At 67.0% G+C, this 16,582-nt stretch carries 19 protein-coding genes; 12 read left to right on the top strand and 7 right to left on the bottom strand.

Annotation, left to right across the window (positions count from 1 at the left end):
* Window positions 1-569 precede the first annotated feature (569 nt).
* Window positions 570-983 carry a hypothetical protein gene (locus BJ964_RS45970; protein ID WP_188126545.1) on the top strand — a complete coding sequence of 138 codons (414 nt, stop codon included), beginning with the start codon at window positions 570-572 and terminating at the stop codon, window positions 981-983.
* Window positions 984-1,107: 124 nt separating this feature from the next.
* Here BJ964_RS45970 and BJ964_RS45965 read toward each other — a convergent pair whose 3' ends face one another.
* The 4 genes from BJ964_RS45965 to BJ964_RS48895 are packed head-to-tail and all read right to left on the bottom strand — an operon-like array spanning window position 1,108 to window position 2,338.
* Window positions 1,108-1,566: a hypothetical protein gene (locus BJ964_RS45965; protein WP_188126544.1), complete on the bottom strand. Its 459-nt coding sequence runs from the start codon at window positions 1,564-1,566 to the stop codon at window positions 1,108-1,110.
* Window positions 1,567-1,620: 54 nt separating this feature from the next.
* Window positions 1,621-1,794 (bottom strand): hypothetical protein, encoded by a 174-nt coding sequence (locus BJ964_RS45960; protein WP_188126543.1) that lies wholly within the window; start codon window positions 1,792-1,794, stop codon window positions 1,621-1,623.
* Between the two features lie 44 nt (window positions 1,795-1,838).
* The gene (locus BJ964_RS48900) at window positions 1,839-2,117 is read right to left on the bottom strand and encodes a hypothetical protein (RefSeq protein ID WP_229807143.1); all 279 of its coding nucleotides are present in this window, start codon (window positions 2,115-2,117) and stop codon (window positions 1,839-1,841) included.
* Between the two features lie 2 nt (window positions 2,118-2,119).
* Complete coding sequence (locus BJ964_RS48895) at window positions 2,120-2,338, bottom strand: hypothetical protein (protein WP_229807144.1); 219 nt, start codon at window positions 2,336-2,338, stop codon at window positions 2,120-2,122.
* A 185-nt stretch (window positions 2,339-2,523) separates the two neighbouring features.
* Between BJ964_RS48895 and BJ964_RS45950 the strand changes: the two genes are divergently transcribed.
* From BJ964_RS45950 to BJ964_RS45915, 8 genes are all read left to right on the top strand, one after another.
* Window positions 2,524-3,624 carry a CgeB family protein gene (locus tag BJ964_RS45950; RefSeq protein ID WP_223149725.1) on the top strand — a complete coding sequence of 367 codons (1,101 nt, stop codon included), beginning with the start codon at window positions 2,524-2,526 and terminating at the stop codon, window positions 3,622-3,624.
* On the top strand, window positions 3,621-4,625 hold the full coding sequence (locus BJ964_RS45945) for a thymidylate synthase (RefSeq protein ID WP_188126542.1): 1,005 nt from the start codon (window positions 3,621-3,623) through the stop codon (window positions 4,623-4,625). Before BJ964_RS45950 ends, BJ964_RS45945 begins: the two co-directional genes overlap by 4 nt.
* Window positions 4,622-5,137, top strand: coding sequence for a nucleoside-diphosphate kinase (locus tag BJ964_RS45940; protein WP_229807145.1), 516 nt, complete (start codon window positions 4,622-4,624; stop codon window positions 5,135-5,137). The genes BJ964_RS45945 and BJ964_RS45940 overlap by 4 nt, the downstream gene beginning before the upstream one ends.
* A complete protein-coding gene (locus BJ964_RS45935; RefSeq protein ID WP_229807146.1) occupies window positions 5,134-6,378 on the top strand; it encodes a radical SAM family protein in 1,245 nt (414 codons plus the stop codon). The genes BJ964_RS45940 and BJ964_RS45935 overlap by 4 nt, the downstream gene beginning before the upstream one ends.
* 26 nt (window positions 6,379-6,404) lie before the next feature.
* The gene (locus BJ964_RS45930; RefSeq protein ID WP_188126540.1) at window positions 6,405-7,040 is read left to right on the top strand and encodes a 3'-5' exonuclease; all 636 of its coding nucleotides are present in this window, start codon (window positions 6,405-6,407) and stop codon (window positions 7,038-7,040) included.
* A gap of 24 nt (window positions 7,041-7,064) precedes the next feature.
* Entirely contained in the window at window positions 7,065-7,847 is a 783-nt protein-coding gene (locus BJ964_RS45925) for an aldo/keto reductase (RefSeq protein WP_188126539.1), read from the top strand.
* Between the two features lie 238 nt (window positions 7,848-8,085).
* Window positions 8,086-8,745, top strand: a complete 660-nt coding sequence (locus BJ964_RS45920) for a PD-(D/E)XK nuclease family protein (RefSeq protein WP_188126538.1) — start codon at window positions 8,086-8,088, stop codon at window positions 8,743-8,745.
* A complete protein-coding gene (locus BJ964_RS45915; protein WP_188126537.1) occupies window positions 8,742-9,353 on the top strand; it encodes a hypothetical protein in 612 nt (203 codons plus the stop codon). Before BJ964_RS45920 ends, BJ964_RS45915 begins: the two co-directional genes overlap by 4 nt.
* Before the next feature lie 74 nt (window positions 9,354-9,427).
* Here the strand turns inward: BJ964_RS45915 and BJ964_RS45910 are convergent, their stop codons facing one another.
* Together BJ964_RS45910 and BJ964_RS45905 are read right to left on the bottom strand one after the other, a co-directional pair.
* Window positions 9,428-10,303 (bottom strand): phosphotransferase enzyme family protein, encoded by an 876-nt coding sequence (locus tag BJ964_RS45910; RefSeq protein ID WP_188126536.1) that lies wholly within the window; start codon window positions 10,301-10,303, stop codon window positions 9,428-9,430.
* Between the two features lie 39 nt (window positions 10,304-10,342).
* A complete protein-coding gene (locus tag BJ964_RS45905; RefSeq protein ID WP_229807147.1) occupies window positions 10,343-11,620 on the bottom strand; it encodes a hypothetical protein in 1,278 nt (425 codons plus the stop codon).
* Window positions 11,621-12,119: 499 nt separating this feature from the next.
* On the opposite strand from BJ964_RS45905, the gene BJ964_RS45900 reads away from it, so the two are divergent.
* Genes BJ964_RS45900 through BJ964_RS45890 form a run of 3 tightly spaced genes read left to right on the top strand, consistent with a single transcriptional unit; the run spans window position 12,120 to window position 14,991 of the window.
* A complete protein-coding gene (locus tag BJ964_RS45900) occupies window positions 12,120-12,830 on the top strand; it encodes a GOLPH3/VPS74 family protein (protein WP_188126535.1) in 711 nt (236 codons plus the stop codon).
* A gap of 32 nt (window positions 12,831-12,862) precedes the next feature.
* Window positions 12,863-14,359, top strand: a complete 1,497-nt coding sequence (locus BJ964_RS45895; RefSeq protein ID WP_188126534.1) for an APC family permease — start codon at window positions 12,863-12,865, stop codon at window positions 14,357-14,359.
* 5 nt (window positions 14,360-14,364) lie between these two features.
* Entirely contained in the window at window positions 14,365-14,991 is a 627-nt protein-coding gene (locus tag BJ964_RS45890) for a GNAT family N-acetyltransferase (protein ID WP_223150937.1), read from the top strand.
* A 31-nt stretch (window positions 14,992-15,022) separates the two neighbouring features.
* Here the strand turns inward: BJ964_RS45890 and BJ964_RS45885 are convergent, their stop codons facing one another.
* Entirely contained in the window at window positions 15,023-16,558 is a 1,536-nt protein-coding gene (locus BJ964_RS45885) for a serine/threonine-protein kinase (RefSeq protein ID WP_188126532.1), read from the bottom strand.
* Window positions 16,559-16,582 lie beyond the last annotated feature (24 nt).

The raw sequence follows: 16,582 nt of genomic DNA, 5'->3' as shown, positions 1-16,582 counted from the left end.
TCGCTGACGTTGACAGTCGTGGACACCATGGAGAGAGTAATGGCGCCCAGTAGCTTCGAGTATATGAAACCGTGGTTGGTCGAGAACCCGGAGCCGTCCGTATGCCCGCACTGTAAACAAGAAATTCAGCCCGGCGACAACGTCCACTGGTGGCAGGACGTGCTGTGGCACACCAAGCCGCAATGCCGCTCAGCTTAAGTTGATCTTGTTTTTCGAGTACATCGGGCCGCAGTCGCCTGACCTGCACCGTATGCGGCCGCCTGACGAATTGCCGACGCGCCGGACATCGGCGGGGATCGCCGAATACTTGCAGGTCGAAACCTTGATCAACTTAGGCTAAGTGGCATTGCACCAAGCCGTGCCCTAGCTGAACAAACAGCGGACGTACGGTCGCGCTATCTCAGCCTGGCGCATGTCCGCACCCGGTGGCTGTCGACCGAGCGGCCCCGCGTTCGCTGACCGTAACGTCTGGTTTGGCGATGGTGTGCCTGGCTCCAGGGCGTCAGAGTGGTTTGGCGCTGATGCTCTCGTCTGAAGCAGCAACTCGACACGACTGAGTGGGGACAACGATGGCTGGCTACGGACGCAGCGACGAGGAGTGGGGCCAGTTGACCTCCGTCGGCTTGGCATTCCTCGTCGAACGGGCACGCCTTGAGAAGACCACGACATATACGGAACTCGACGCCACCCTACGTCGGCGGACCGGCTTACGTGGATTCGACTTCGATCAGGACAGCGAACGTGCGGCGATGGGTCACTTGCTCGGTTTGATCGTGGAGCGCAATCGTCCAACGACAAACCTGCTGATATCGGCTCTGGTTCAGTATTTGAATACCAACGATGCCGGTCCCGGCTTCTATGCGTTGGCAGTCGAGTTGGGGATGCTGCCGCGTCGGTCATCAGCAACGGCGAAGCAAGCTTTCTGGATCGGACAGCTCAACGCGCTGTATGCCTTTTACTCTGCCGGGCGCAGGGGCGCCTGATGTTCGGACAATCGGCTCAATTTCAATACGCCCATCTGCCGCAGATAGGTCCATATCGGCTGGGAACCGCTGGCATGCTGCATAGCTCTACGTCAGGTCATCTGTCGGTGCTCGGCCGCATTGCTCATGTCCGGTCGAGGGTGATCACGAGGCCATGGGGAACCTGCACGTCGCCCAACGCCCAAGCCCAGCCGGGAAGGCTGACGAGTTTGTCGAAGAATTCGTCGAGCGCCCTACCGAGGGGCCACATGTGTCCAGACTCGAGAACGTCGGTTGCCGCTTGCGGCGCCCAGTAGAAAGCGCAGCCCAACTGCCACATCGCGTCTTTGTCACCTATCTCGGTGAACTGCCGCGTGAGACTAGTCGAGAATTCACGCTCGCCACGGAAGTCGTGGCTCCCGAACTCGGCGAGGATCCCGTCACCGTCTTCCTCGGGCGGCGCAGCGTCCTCGGTGGGGAGCGGGGCGAACTGCCGAAACGTTGAGGCAGTCGTCCGAACGTCGGCCGTGGAAATCGCACGAGAGCTTACCCCGGCCTCGTCGAGCATCGAAGCCAGAACCGCCCGGGTCGCGCGAATCAGCATCTGGTGACGATCACGCTTCCGACGATCTCATTTGCCACAGATAGGACGAGAGGCTCAGCCCCGCTCTCTGGCCAGGTCGTCGATGATCCAGCGGAGTGCAGTGACCGCGTGGGAGTACCTCAGGTACCGAGGATTCTGGTTCGACTTGGGCTCGCACTCGTTACGCATCCGGCGAAGCTGATCGATCATCTCCTGGAGCTGCCGCTCGCTCTGCTCATAAGCCATCACGTGTTTGAGCATGGTCTATAAACAATGGGGCAGCGCAAGTGCTACTAACCGAACGGCCGATGCTGGTTGCCTAGTGTAGCGACGACGCCCTCAAGTAGCCGCGATCCGCAAAGGATAGGTGTGCTGGTCCCGTTCCGTGCTCGGCCGGTCACCAGCCATCGCGACGAGTCGGTCAACTCGCCGCGATGACGACCGCGGCGGGCGGTCAGTGCCGCCACGTCCACCCCGGCGGTGGTCAGGACCGCGTCGATGTACTCGGCGAGCTCCTTGCGCTCGCCGGTTTCGATGGCACCGTACGGCCCGTCAGCGATGTTGAGCCCCACCACTACCCTCTCGACCGCAGCCTAGACACCTCGTCCGACGCCGTGTCGACAGCGGCGACATCCCGTTCGGAGGCGGACAGGACGATGTCGACCGCAGCGGTGAACGCCGCCGGCCACAAGCGAATCGCGTACGCGTCGTCTCGCGCCAGGGTGCCGGCAGCGACGGCGGCTTCCTGCGTGGTGACCTCGTTCTGCCAGCCCACGGTGGGTCTCTCGATCATGCCCGGAGGATAGGGGCCGACTACGACAGTTTCTCCCGTTCACCCGAACCTGCTGCTGGGGCGGCTGTCGGAGGAGCACACCCACGGTGGGGGTACCCGATGGGGCCTCACCGCGTTCTTTCGGCCGAGTTGAGCGGCGCGTGATTGTCGGGCTACGTAACCGCCCGCTCCGGCAGGAGGCGCCGATGACCATCTCTTCTTCCACGATTCGCCGACAAGTGGTGTCGCCTCCGGCCGGGAGGCGAATCGGCTACAGCGCATGGGGTTTCCTGACTCCGGGGATCCTGGACACTCCCGATGGGTCACGCGCCTACTGCCGCGCGGTGATCGACACGCTCCAAGCCGCCGGGAACGAGGTCGTGCTGATGCAGGCCGACCGGGACCGGTTGGAGGCAGGCATCGATCTGGACGACCGGTACCGGTTTGCTGCCGGGTTGCCGGAGCTGGACGCGGTGGTGTTCGAATGGCGGTGGCCGCTGCCGGGCCGCAACACCACCGTGTGCGGGACGCCGGGTCACACCTGCGACCTGCACCGGCAGCAGGCGCTGATTGAGCACTACACGATCGGCCTGGCCACGCCGACGGTGATCTGGGACATGGACCGGCGGCTACCAGCCGATGACCCGCTGCGGGCGAGGGCGAACGTACGCGTCGGGGAGTACGCGCTGCATCCCACGCCGGGCGCGTTCACGCTGGCCTGCCCGGTCCCTGACACGCTGCTCGACCACGCCGACCCGTATCGGCTCGCGGCAGCGGACCGGCCGATGCCGCTGGTGTACGTCGGTAACCAGTACGGCCGCGACGACGCGTTCGACAGGTTCTTCGCGCCGGCCGCCGCCCAGGTGACTCACCGAGTGGCCGGGAAGTGGACCGACACCGAGCCGTGGCCGCACGTGAACTTCACCGGCCGCTGCGGCTTCGACGAGGTCGCCGACATCCACCGCGAGGCGCTGGCGACGGTGTTGCTGTTGCCGGAGCGCTACCGCACGGTCGGGCATCAGACGTCGCGGCTGTTCGAGGCCGTCACCCAGGGATGCCTGCCGCTGACCCCGGCCGACACCGTGGCCGCCGACCGGTTCACGCCACCGGAGCTGCACGTCCGCGACGGCCGCGAGGTCATCGAGAAGCTGCGCCGGCTGCAGTCGATCGCCGGGACGCCGGCCCACCGGGATCTGATCCGCACGTGCCTGCGCTTGTTGGAGCCGTACCGGCTCAGCACCCAGGTCGCGGTCCTGCTCGACACCTTGCACACACTCGGCATGCCGACGGCGGGGAGACCGCGATGACGCTCACCCCGGCTACCTTCGACACCTTCGGCGACGCGTACGTGGCGGTGCTGCGACGCATCCACGATCAACCGGAGTACGACACCCGGGGCCGCGGCAAGGGCGCCGTGGAGGTCCCGAACGTCAGCTTCCGGCTCACCGACCCGGTCCGCCGGTCGCCGTACCTGGTAGCTCGGCGGGCGAACATCGTCTTCAACCACGCCGAGGCGCTGTGGTATCTCTCCGGCTGCGACGACCTCGCCATGATCGGCTACTACGCTCCGCGCCTGGAGAAGCTCTCCGCCGACGGCATCCGGCTGACCGGCACTGCCTACGGACCGCGCCTGTTCGCCGTTGACGACAGCGACGGCCGGTCACAGTTCGACCGGGTCATCGACCTGCTGCGGCACGACCCGGACAGCAAGCGCGCCGCCATGCTCGTCATGCGGCCCGATGAGCTGATCGATCCCGATAACCCGGATGTGGCCTGCACTCTCGCGCTGCAGTTCCTGCTGCGCGGCGGCCGGTTGCACGCGACCGCATCCATGCGTGGCAACGACGCATTCATCGGCCTGCTGTGCGACACGTTCTCGTTCACCATGATCCAGGAGCTGGCCGCCCGTCGTCTCAGCGTTGAGGTCGGCACATACACCCACCACGTCGGGTCGATGCACATCAACGTCCTCGACGTCGCCAAGGTCGAGGCGATCCTGGCCGAAACCGACCGGGCACCAGCTCCGATGTTCCCCTGCTCGGAGATGCCGGACACCTCGCCGGAGGAGTTGGACACCGTGTTGTGGTGGGAGCAGGCTCTCCGTCTGGGCGGCACCACGTTGACCGTCGATGCGGTTGCCCGGATCCCGGTGTCCGGCTACTGGCGGCAGGTGCTGCTGCTGTTCGAGGCCTACCGGCAGATTCGGCAGACCGGCGACCCGGTCACCGTCAACATCACGGCCGCCCTGACCGCGGGCAACCGGTGGCTGATGGCCGCACGCTGGCCCGACCGGATCGGCATGCCGTGAACCTCGACGGCTGGCGCTGGTGGACGGTGATCCTGCTCAAACCCGACTGCCTCGCCCGTGACCTGCTCGGCCCGGTCCTGACCGCCGTCGAGCAGGAACTTCAGGTGGTCGACGTCTGTTACGTCTTTCCCACCGAGGAACAGATCTTCACGCACTACGCCGATATCTTGGCGCTGTCCGCGCAACTCGGCCGGGATGTGCCCGCCGAACTTCGCCGTATCTATGTCGGCCGGCAGGCCGCCGTCGCCCTCGGCTACGGCCCCGACGCCGCGCCACGGCTGAGGCGACTGCTCGGCCCGACCGACCCGGCCGCCGCCGGGCTGGACACCATTCGCGGCCGGTTCGCCGCTGACAGCCTCGACAAGGCGATGGCCGAAGGCCGCCTGGTCGACAACCTCATCCACAGCTCCGACAGCACCGAGGTCGTGCCCCGTGACTTCGGCATCTGGTACGGCCCGGCCAAGAAACACCTGCTCCGGGCCCCACATCCCTCGAACGGAGACCCTCGATGACCATCATCCCGGACCTCGACGTCGGCCCGAGGACACTGCGCTTCATGCCGGACGATCTGAAAGCCGGCCTGGATCCCTACATGGCGGCGTACGTCGGCTACCGCAAGAGCGGCCTGTCGCTCAACCACATCATCGGCTGCCCGCTGGACTGCGGATACTGCGTACGCCACTTCTGGGGCAACTTCGACGTCAAACAACCACAGCTACTCGTCCCGACCGAGCAGGCGATCGAAGACCTGATCGGCCACGAGGCGTTCCAGCCGCACGTCACCCCGATCCAGCTGTTCAACAAGGCCACCGACCCGTTCCTGCCCGGCGTCAAACCACACCTGTTCCAGGTGCTGCGCAGTCTCGACGAGCGCGGCTACACCAATCACGTCCTGATCATTACCCGGTTCAAGGTCACTGCCGACGACATGGCTGCCCTCGAACAACTGGGCCATCTGCGGGTCACGCTGCTGTTCACGTACTCCGGGATCACCGACCCGCGGATCGAGCCGATCGCCAAGACCGCCACCACCGTCACCTCGATCCGCACCGCTGCCCAGCACCGCGAGCGCACCGGCGTGATTCTCTACTGGCGGCCGATTACCCCCGGCTGGAACGACAGCGATCAGACCATGGCCCACGTCCTCGACATCGGCCGCGACGTTGATGCGATCGACTTCACCGGCCTTTACCACAAGGCAGAGAACGCCGCATATCTGCAAGAACAAGGCGTCACCGTTCCATACGGCGAGGACGAGTTCCACCGCCGCAAGACCATGCCGTACAGCTTGGACGCCCACGTCGTCGCCGCCTGGCGCGCCTCCGGCATCACCACCCCGCTGTTCCGCAAGACCTCCTGCGGCGTCGCCTACGCCCACCAGACCGCCGACTACAACGGCCACTGGGGCGTACGGGAAATCTGCGACATCTGCCCCCTCGACCAGCAGAAACGCTGCGCCGACGCCCACCGCCCACCGACCGGGCAGGACATGCGCGAGGTCCTCGACCGGTTCGGGTACGACAGCGACTTCCTCATCGAGGACGGCCACGTCTGGACCCACGGCCTCGGCGAACAACGCCGCTACGCTCTGCAGCACACCCTGCAATTCCAGATCTGGGAACTCGACCAACCGCACTTCCTGCACGCCCACGGCCGATCACTGACCGGGCACGGCACACCCGACGGCCAGGCTGATGCGTTCGACCAGGTGCGGGAACGGTTCGCGCATGCGGCCCGTTTCAACGACGACTGATCCATTCGTACGGCGTAGGCGGTGACATGGCAACGACCTGGCGGGAGGCGACCAACCTGGTCGCCCTCGACCTCGAAGGCAGCGGCGCCCAGGACGGCGACCACGAAGCCATCCTGGAGATCGCCGCCGTCCGCCTCATCGCCGGCCGCCCCGACGTCGCCACCGCCTACGCCACCCTCATCGATCCCGGCCGCCCCATCCCCGCACGGCCCTGGATCTCACCCGGCCTCGCCGGCACCGCCCTGTCCGGTGCGCCCACCCTCGACGACGTCGAACCGCAACTGGCCCGCCGACTCGACGGCGCCTACCTGATCGGACACAACATCGGCGTCGACTGGCGACTGCTGCACCGCCGCTGCCCCTCGATCAGCATCGCCGGACTCATCGACACCCACCGCCTCGCCAAGACCCTGCCCGCCACCGGCAAGAACAGCCTCACCGACCTGCTCACCCGCCACCGGCTCACCGACACCGTCAACGCCGCCGCCCCAACCAGCCGCCCACACCGCGCCCTCTGGGACACCATCGGCGCCGCCCTCCTGCTCGACACCCTCATCAAGCAGCACTGGACCGGCGATCCGAGCCTCGACGACCTGCTCGCTGTCGCCGCCCCACCCAGCCCGAAGACCACCCCGGCGGCGCAGGCGACACTCTTCGACTGAACCTCGCCGAGAGGAAACCGCCCGATGGAACCGCTCACCGTCACCATCGGCGGCGACATGCCCGTACGCCGCATCGGCTACGGCACCATGCAACTCACCGGCCCCGGACACTGGGGACCACCCACCGACACCGGCAACGCCATACGGATCCTGCGCCACGCCGTCCACGACCTCGGCATCGACCACCTCGACACCGCCGACGCCTACGGACCACACACCGTCGAAGACCTCATCCGCCAAGCCCTGCACCCCTACCCGGACCACGTCGTCATCGCCACCAAGGGCGGAATGCTGCGGCCCGGACCCAACCAATGGACACCCTGCGGTCGGCCCGAATACCTGCGCCAATGCGTCGAACTCAGCCTCCGCCGCCTCGCCGTCGACCGCATCGACCTGTACTACCTGCACCGCATCGACCCGGCCGTCCCCCTGGCCGATCAGCTCGGCACCCTCGACGATCTCCGAAAAGAAGGCAAGATCCGCCACCTCGGCCTCTCCAAGGTCACCATCGACCAAATCGAAGAGGCCCGCGGCTACACGGCTATCGAGGCCGTGCAGAACCAGCACAGCATCGACACCGACGACCCTGTCCTCGGATACGCCGAACAGCACGGACTCTCCTACGTCGCCCACCAACCGTTCCGGTCCGGTACGGAACTCGTCCGAACCTCAGCGCGCGACCGTGGCGTACGAGCCCAGAGCATTCTCCGCCTGTTGCTTCGACGGTCTCCAGCATTGCTTACCATCCCCGGCACCTCTTCCTACCTGCATCTGGAGGAGAACAGCAAGGTCGAGGTTGCGGAATGACCGTGCGCGCCGGCACCAATAAAGTGCCTTGCGACATCGTCGTTTCGGGCTACTCAGGACAGCTTCGATGCCTGTCCCGAGGGCGAGACTGCCGGCTACACGGAACTGTCGATGCCCCGTAGCATGCCGATGACGTAACCGCGCCAGTTCAAGCCGCAACCTGGCAGCTGAAGTGCGTCAGAGGCGGCAATAGGGAGAAATGGCTTTGGAGACAGCCGCTTGGCCCAGGACGTTCTCCGTGCTCGCCGAGAAGTGGCGCAACCTTCCAGCGACGAGTTCGGTGGATGTTGTCGAGTGGCGGTCACGCTTCGCGGTGATGAAGGCCGAGCATGATCGACTGCGACTACAAGGACGCTGGACCCATGGCCCCGCCGATTTGATGAGTATCTGCGGATTTCACCGCAAAGAACTGGCGCACGGCTCAGCGCTGCGTTGGCTCTGCGATCCAACGGGCAGCCACGGCCTCGGCGACCGTTTCCTGGTCGGCCTCATCAGGGCTACCGGCGAACCACTCGAAGTCTCCAGCGACACAACTGCGGAAACCGAGATCTCTCGCGAGCGCTCCCGCGCCGACCTCGTCGTCTACGGGGACAGGTGGAAGCTCGTCATGGAGTTGAAGATCGACGCTATCGAGTCAGAGCGGCAGTGTCAGCGTCTCTACGAAGACTGGCGGATGGATCGCGGCGTTCGATGGCTCTTCATCACACTCTCAGGCCGAGCGCCCGTGACAACAACTACCGAGCAGGCTGCTCTTGCATGGCACCGCTTGTCGTGGTCGAGGGTACTGAGCGTCCTCGATGACGCAGTGCAGGCCGCAGGGGAAGAGGCTCCGGAGGTAACCGCTGTGGCGGAATACCGCCGTTCGCTGTCCCGCCTGACGAAACGGAGATGGAAATGACTATTCAGGAGCGATCAGGCGGTCCGGCCATCGGCCGTATCAAGGACGAACGCGTCCGGTTCTACCTGGAAAACTTCAAGATGATCGAGGAGTGGGCGCGGGTCCGGACGGATGCGAACCAAGAGTTGCACGACCTGTTCCTTGGCATGGCCGAGGTGCTCACCGTTGAGGCGGAGAGCCGTGGCTACGACGACGTCGTCGTAAGGGTCGACGAGGACACCAATCCTAAGAAGCCACGAATTCTTATCGCGAAACGCGACTGGTTCGGCTCTGACGATGTAACTCCGGCCGCCACGGCGATCGAGTGGCACCAGCCACCCATTGACAAGAGCGGCGAGCTTTACATGTATGTCGGTGTCCGAATGGGAGACCGCCGTCGCCGTGATCTCCGCGTCGCGAAGTACTTGAGCAGTTTGGCCCCCGCACTGCGCCGGACTCTGGGCAGTGAGTGGGAGAAGGAAGCCGAGGCGTTTCCAGTCTGGCGATGGATCCAGCCACAGGGCGACAGCCTCGACGAGTTGTTCATCGTCGAGGAAGCGCGAAGGGCGGCCTGGACATGCTGGGAGGCCACCTCGCATCACATCGACGAGGCGCTCGGCAGGGCCTGAGGTGATACGTAACCACACGGGTGCCGCTGTTGGTCTCGGAGCCCGACTTCACTAAATGGCGTCCGTCACCGGTCCTACAGGATGCTCCAGGCGGTCAGTTCCTGCAGGTCTTCGCGGAGGCCGGCGATACGGTGGTGAACTTCGGCCGCAGCGGGACTGCCGGGAGCTGACTTGCGGGCGTTGGTGGCGATCATCTGGAGTTCGCGGAGCAGGCAGAGGTCCTCGAAGCGGTCCCAGTCTCGGGGGTCGCGTCCGTATGCGGTGACGAAGTCCGGGAAGTCGTGGCTTCCGAAGCGGCGGCAGTGCACGGCGACGGTGGCGATGTCCCACATGCGGGGTCCGGTGGAGGCGCTGTCCCAGTCGGCCAGCACGGGTGTGCCGTTGTCGCGGCGCAGGGCGTTGCGGACCTGCGGGTCGGACTGGATGAGGCCGCTGCCGAACGGCATGGTCGTGTTCCAGACCGGTGCGAGATCGTGAAGGCGGCGAGCGAGCAGTTCACGGTCGTCGTCGGCAAGGATCGCGGAGGCCTCGATCGAGCGGCGGATCCCGGTGATCGGGTCGAGCACGGTGGGCACCCCTGTCGGGGGCAGGGGCAGGGCGTGCAGGCGACGAAGCAGGTGACCGAGTTCGGCGGTGGTGATCGGCTGTGTGGTGGAGGCGTCGAGCCGCTGCCACACGGTGACGGCGTGCCCGTCGACGTCTAGCGGTTGCGGTACTCCGGGGTGCAGCGGGACGGTCGGAAAGTCCTGCTCCTGCAGCCATCTCACGAGACCGACGACCCGGTGTACCCGGTCGAGCGGGACTGCCTGCGGGGAGATCTTGACCACCACGTCGCCCACGGCGTACACCGCGTTTGTGTGGTGCCGGAGCAGAACCGCCTCGTGGGAGAAACGGTCGATGAGGTGGCAGATCTCGTCGAGTACCGGTCGGGTCCGTTCCTCGACGAACATGGACGCTCCTGACGGCCGGGTGCGGTGTCCTTACCCGACTCAGGTTAGAGCTGCCCGCCGGCCGCACTCGCGCAGGTAGTCGTCCAACTCGATAACGGCGCCTTGCCGCTGGTCGGCGGGGACGGTGGCGACAACGTCTCGTGCCCGGGACAGGACGATCTCGGTCCGTTGCGGTTCGGGCAGGCAGGCGACGGCCTCGCGGGCCACCGCTGCGGCTTCGCTGGTCCGGTGTTCACGGGCCAGGCACATCGATCGGTCCATCTGGATAAGTGCCGGATCGATCGCTGGCACGGGGCTGGCCCGGTAGAGCGTGAGCGCCTCGTCCTGCAGGTGGTAGGCGGTGGGCAGGTCGCCCGCCCAGGCGGCGGTCCCGGACAGGTAGAACAGCAGGCGTCGTTCCGGGAACTCGAATGCCGCATTCGTGTCGCTCTCGCCCGCCTGGTCGAAGAGATGGCGGGCCTGCAGCATCGCGGTTCGTGCCTGATCGGTGGCGCCGATTCGGGCCAGCGCCCTGGCTCGGGAGGCCGCGGCCAGAGCAGTCAGCGGGCATGGCGTCGTGGACAGCGCGAGCGCCTGTTCGGCCAGGGCAACGGTCTGCCGCGGGTCGCCGAAGTAGTAGGGAAGCATCGCGGCATGCGCCCGGACCAGTACGCGCAGCCGGGTTCGGCCGCTGTCGTCGGAGGCCATGGCTGCCGTGCGGTACCAGAGCCGGGCGTGGGTGGCGTCGCCGAGCCGGAGCAGGGCGTCGGCGGACAGGGCGGCCAGCAACGCTGCGGCGGCCGACAGGCGGGCTTGGACCGCGGCGGGTTGCCGCCGCCGCGACAGAGTGAGCACCTCAGCGCACTCGGTGGCAATGTCCCGCAGCACTGTCAACGGTGGGGAGGACAAATAGCTCCGGACATGATCGTGAGTCGCCTCTTCGATCATCTCCAGCTGGTTCGCGGTCACCGTTGAGGATGCCAGCGCCTCGTCCAGCTGGGCACGCAGCGCTGCCAGGCCGACGGTAGAGGCGTGAGGCTCGGCGGGAACGGCCGGGGCGGGCTCACATCCCAGCCCCATGACGGCTCGGGGGATGCGCAGGCCGACGGCGACGCGTTCGAGGACCTCGTACGCGGTGACCTGCCGGCGGTTCTTGGCGATCTCGGCGGCCCGGTTCGGGGAGATACCCACCAGCCCGCCGATGGCGCCGTACGAGATGCCGCGGGCGTGCAGGAACCGGAAGATGGCCGTGACGTCGCGGCGCTCCAGGAAGTCGCGGATCGGCCGGCCTTCCCAGGAGCCCGACACCCACCAGCTCGGGTCGATCTCGACGCGCACCGGCACACCTCCCGTCACCACCAGCCCTGTACGGCCAGGGCATCGACCCAGCGTGGCATCGAAATCTGGTGATCTCAACGATGCCGGTGCGGTTCACCCACCATGGGCACCCACGGTGAGGTCGCACCATCGGGCGACACCGCACCCACCGGTTCCGACGCCGACCAGGGCCGCGTGGTGGGGTCCGCGGTGCACCCCCAGCATGGTCCTTCCGGCCGTACCAACGACACGGGATCGTCGATGCGCGCCGCCGTGATCGCCGACGTCACCCGAAGACGTCCGGGCTGGTCAGCGGCGCACCGGTAAGGCCCCGAGACGCACATGACGGGCGATGCCGCGTAGGTCCCCCAGCCCACGCCCGGCATCCGCTACCCGCCACGCGTCTCGGGGCCGCACCCCACGGATATCGCGACCCCCGAGGAGGCAACCGTGCACACCACGACACCCAGCTACCTGGAACTCGCCAGCGGCCACCCGCATCGGTAGACGGGATCCGCTCATGGCGTACATCGACAATGTCGCGACGGCCCGAGGCCGGCATGCCGTGGCCGCATCGTGGCAAACCGGTCCGCGACGGCCGACCTGGCCTCTGGTCGCTGACGACCTGTTCCGCCTCGCTCACCGTGACCACGACGGGCGGCCGTTGCTCGACGAGCACGTCACTGGTCTGGGTCTGGCCGCCGCCTTGCTGGCCGAGCTGGTGCTGGCACGACGGCTCGCGCTACCGGGCGGCCAGGTGATCATCGTGGACACGGCGCCGCCGATCGACGCGCTCGCGCACTCAACCCTGGACCGGCTGGCCGCCGAACGAGTCGCCCTGCCGGTCCGGACCTGGCTGGCCTATTTCGCCCGGAACGCTCACCACGATGTCGCCGACCGGCTGACCCGGGCTGGACATCTTCGCCAGACGACCGAGCGACGACTGCTCGGGCGGCGGGTGCGCTATGTGCCCAGCGACATGAACACCGCTGCCTGGCCCTGGGCCCGCCTCTCCGGCTGCCTACAGAAGGGCCAAACCTTGGACGGGTTCGACACCGTCCTCGGCGGCCTGATCCTGGCCACCGACCTGTACCGGACGGTGCTGCTCGGTCACGCCGCCGACCTCGAGACTGGGCTCCGTGCCGCCGTCGTCAACACGCCGGCCCCGGTCCGGGAGCTGCTGGCGCACACCGAGGCCGCCGTCGGCGACGCGATCATCACCCGCCGCTGACCCAGCCGACCCGCTTGAAGGGGAGTTTCTGCATGCCTGCTCAGCATTCCGCCGACACGGTCAGCGCCACCCTCGCGCGTAGCCGCCTGGGCGTGTGGCCGCTGGTGTTCACCGTGATGGCGGCCGCCGCCCCGCTCACCGTCGTCGCGGGCGGCGCCACCACCGGCTTTGCCGTCACCGGGATCACCAGCATTCCGATCGCGTACGTGCTCGTCGCCCTGCTGCTCGCCGTCTTCTCGATCGGCTACGTGACCATGTCCCGGCGCGTGGTCAACGCCGGCGCATTCTACACCTACATCACCCACGGCCTGGGCAAACCCGCCGGTGTCGGTGCCGCGTTCGTCGCCGTGCTGGCCTACAACACCATGCAGATCGGCCTCTACGGCGGCTTCGGTGCTGTCCTCGCCCAGTTCCTCGACGACCGTGCTGGCCTGGACCCGCCGTGGTGGCTATGCGCCTACGCGGCGTGGGCGATCGTCGGGCTGCTCGGCGTGCGCCGCATCGACCTCAACAGCCGTATCCTGGCCACCCTGCTGATCGCCGAGATCGCCGTCGCGGTCATCTTCGCCGCCGTGCACATCACCCACCCGGCACCCGGAGGCATCTCGTTCGCCACCCTCGATCCGGGCAACGTGCTCACCGCCGGGATCGGTGCCGCCCTCGCGGTGGCCATCGCGGGATTCGTCGGCTTCGAAGGCACCGCCGTGTTCAGCGAGGAATCCAAAGACCCGCACACCACCGTCGCCCGCGCCACCTACCTGGCCCTGACCATCATCGGCCTGCTCTACGCCTTCTGCTCCTGGGCCATGTCCGTGGCCACCGGACCCACCCACATCGTCGACCAGGCCCGCGCCCAGGGCACCGAACTGATCTTCACCCTCGTGGGGCCTGTCCTCGGGCAAACGGTCGTGGATCTCGGGCATCTGCTGTTCGTGACCAGCCTGTTCGCCGCGCTGCTGGCTTTCCACAACACCGCCGCCCGCTACTTCTTCGCTCTCGGCCGCGAAGGCGTCCTACCCGCGATCCTCGGCCGCACCAGCCCTCGCTCGCGGGCGCCGCTGACCGGCTCACTCGTGCAGACCGGCCTCGCGGCGATCGTGCTCGCCGTCTACGCCATCGCCGGCTGGGACCCGATCGTCCGGTTGTTCTTCTGGCTCACCGTCCTCGGCGGTCTGGGCGTACTAATCCTCATGACCGCCACCTCCGCCGCGGTTGCCGCCTACTTCACCGCACCCGGCAACCGCAACCACCTCGGCGCCGGACGCACCCTGATCGCACCCCTCACCGCCGCCGTCGGACTCGCCCTGGTGCTGCTCGTGACGCTCGACGAGTTCGCCACCCTGCTCGGCGTCGACCCCACCTCCAGCCTGCGCTGGCAACTGCCTGCCAGCTACGCCGTCGCCGCAGCGGCCGGGATGGGGTGGGCGCTCATCCTCAAGAACACCAGGCCACAGGCGTACGCGGCGATTGGACGCGGCGCCAACAGCGCCACCCTCGACCTCCGGCCGCCGACACGGGCCAGGCGGTGACCGCCATGACCATCCGATCGCAGCCGACCATCCGCACCGCGACTCCTGCCCACCAGCAGACGATCAGCGAACTGCTGGCCGAGGCATTCCTCCACGGCGATCTCGCCGACTGGCTCATCCCGCACCTCGACGCCCGCGCCCGCATCTACCCGCACTACTTCGCCCTGCACATCGAACACGCCCTCACCCACGGACAAATCGACATGACCACGGACGCCGCAGCCGCAGCCATCTGGTACCCCATCGACGGCGAGCCGCTCCCGGACCTGGCCAACTATCCGCAGCGACTCACAGACATGACCGGCCGATTCCACCCTCGGTTCTCCGCGCTTGAACAGGCCATACACGACCATCACCCGTACGACCAACCACACTGCTACCTGGCCCTCCTGGCCGTACACCCGGACCAACAGCGACGTGGAGTCGGCAGCACCCTGCTGCGTCATCGTCACGATCAACTCGACGCCACCGCGACGGCGGCCTACCTCGAAGCCACCGGACCGCGAAACCGACGCCTCTACGCGCGGTCCGGCTACCAGCCGCATCCAGCATTCCATGTCCTCGACGGACCACCGTTGTATCCGATGCGGCGTCCATCGGTGCGCGAACGAGGAGATAGCCACCGATGCTGACGTTGCTGCGCTGCCCGAATCTTCTGGAAGCTCAGTTGTCTCCCGACAGCCGTCGCAAGTGTTCGATCAGGGCCTGAATCTCCGCGACCTGCGCGGAATCCGGGCCGTGGACCGATCGCATGTCCGGCAAGAGTGACTCCAGGTGGCCGAGTGCGTCGGCCACCTGTCCGATACCGGCGGTGATCACCGCAATCTGGTACCGGAGAGCGAGCCGCTCCGGCCCCGTGCCCGCATCGAGGAGGTCACGCAGCGTCCGCAGCGCCTCGGTTCCCTCACCGAGTTCCGCCTGACAGGTCGCCACCTGCTGGCGGCACTCCCGGACCCAGTCGTGGTCGGGCCCATACTTGGCAGTCAGATCGGTGATGAGTTCTTCGAAGACCGTGAGCGCGGCACGGTAGTCACCGGCCAGCATCAGAGCGGCACCGTAGTCCAGGCGGGTTTCCAGGATTTCCGGGGATCGGGATCCGTAAATCGGCGCGGCACGTCGGATGAGGCTCTGGAGAGCGTCGGCAGCCTGCCCGAACCGCTGTTCCTCGATCAGGTCTATCGCCCTCGAACGGACCTCCTGCACTTCATCGAAGCTGGGGATACTCCTCGGTGACGCCTGCGCCGCCACGAGGCGTGTCCCCGCGACGCTGTCCCGCGGCAGCGGGCCGAACGGGAAACGATACGGCGAGGTGGGGTCGGCGGCGCTGCGGTCCTGCGGTGTACGCGGCAGCTCCGGCAGTTCCGTGGTGGCCAGTCCTAGCAGCCGGGTGTAGACGGCCGCCGCCGACTCGGGCCGGTTCTGTGGTTCCTTTGCGAGCAGGGCGACGATCAGGTCCTTCAAGGCTGCCGGTACGTCATCCCGGAAGTCGCCGACGTCGGGAATCGCCGCCTCAAGGTGCTGATGCAGCATCCCGAGCGGATTGTCCGCCTGATACGGCGGGTGGCCTGCCAGCAGTTCGAACAGCACACAGCCGAGGGCGTAGAGATCGGCGCGAGGCCCGACCGTGGTGGGGCCGAGCGCCTGCTCCGGTGCCATGTAGGTCGGTGTGCCGAGGTAGTCGCCGGTGATCGTCAGCCTCGGCAGGTCGACGTCGAGAATCGCGGCGACACCGAAGTCGAGAACCTTCACGACCCCGGTCGGAGTGAGCATCAGGTTGCCCGGCTTGAGGTCACGATGGACGAGTGAGGCGGCGTGGGCGGCGGCGAGCACCGAGCAGATCTGCGCCCCGATCGCAGCCACCCACGGGACCGGCAGCGGCCCCTGCTCAGCGATCAGATCGGACAGTTCGGTGCCGGGCACCAGCTGCATGACGATGTAGAGGTGTTCACCGATCATCCCGGCGTCGTACACGGCCGGGACGCCCGGGTGGTCGAGGCGGGCGGTGACCTTGGCCTCGCGTTTGAACCGTTCCACCACGGCCTGGTTGTCCGCGTCGGCGGCCAGGCCGGGCTTGAGGAACTTGACGGCGACGGGCCGGTCGAGCCGCTCGTCGTAGCCGGCCCAGACCTGACCCATGCCGCCGCTGCCGATCGCCTCGGTCACCTCGTACCGGTCGGCGATCCGCATTCCCGTGCGCACTGGTAACCCCCGTGATGGCCGTCA

The sequence above is a fragment of the Actinoplanes lobatus genome (assembly GCF_014205215.1).
Classification (GTDB): Bacteria; Actinomycetota; Actinomycetes; order Mycobacteriales; family Micromonosporaceae; genus Actinoplanes; species Actinoplanes lobatus.
This window is presented reverse-complemented; position numbering and strand designations above follow the sequence as displayed.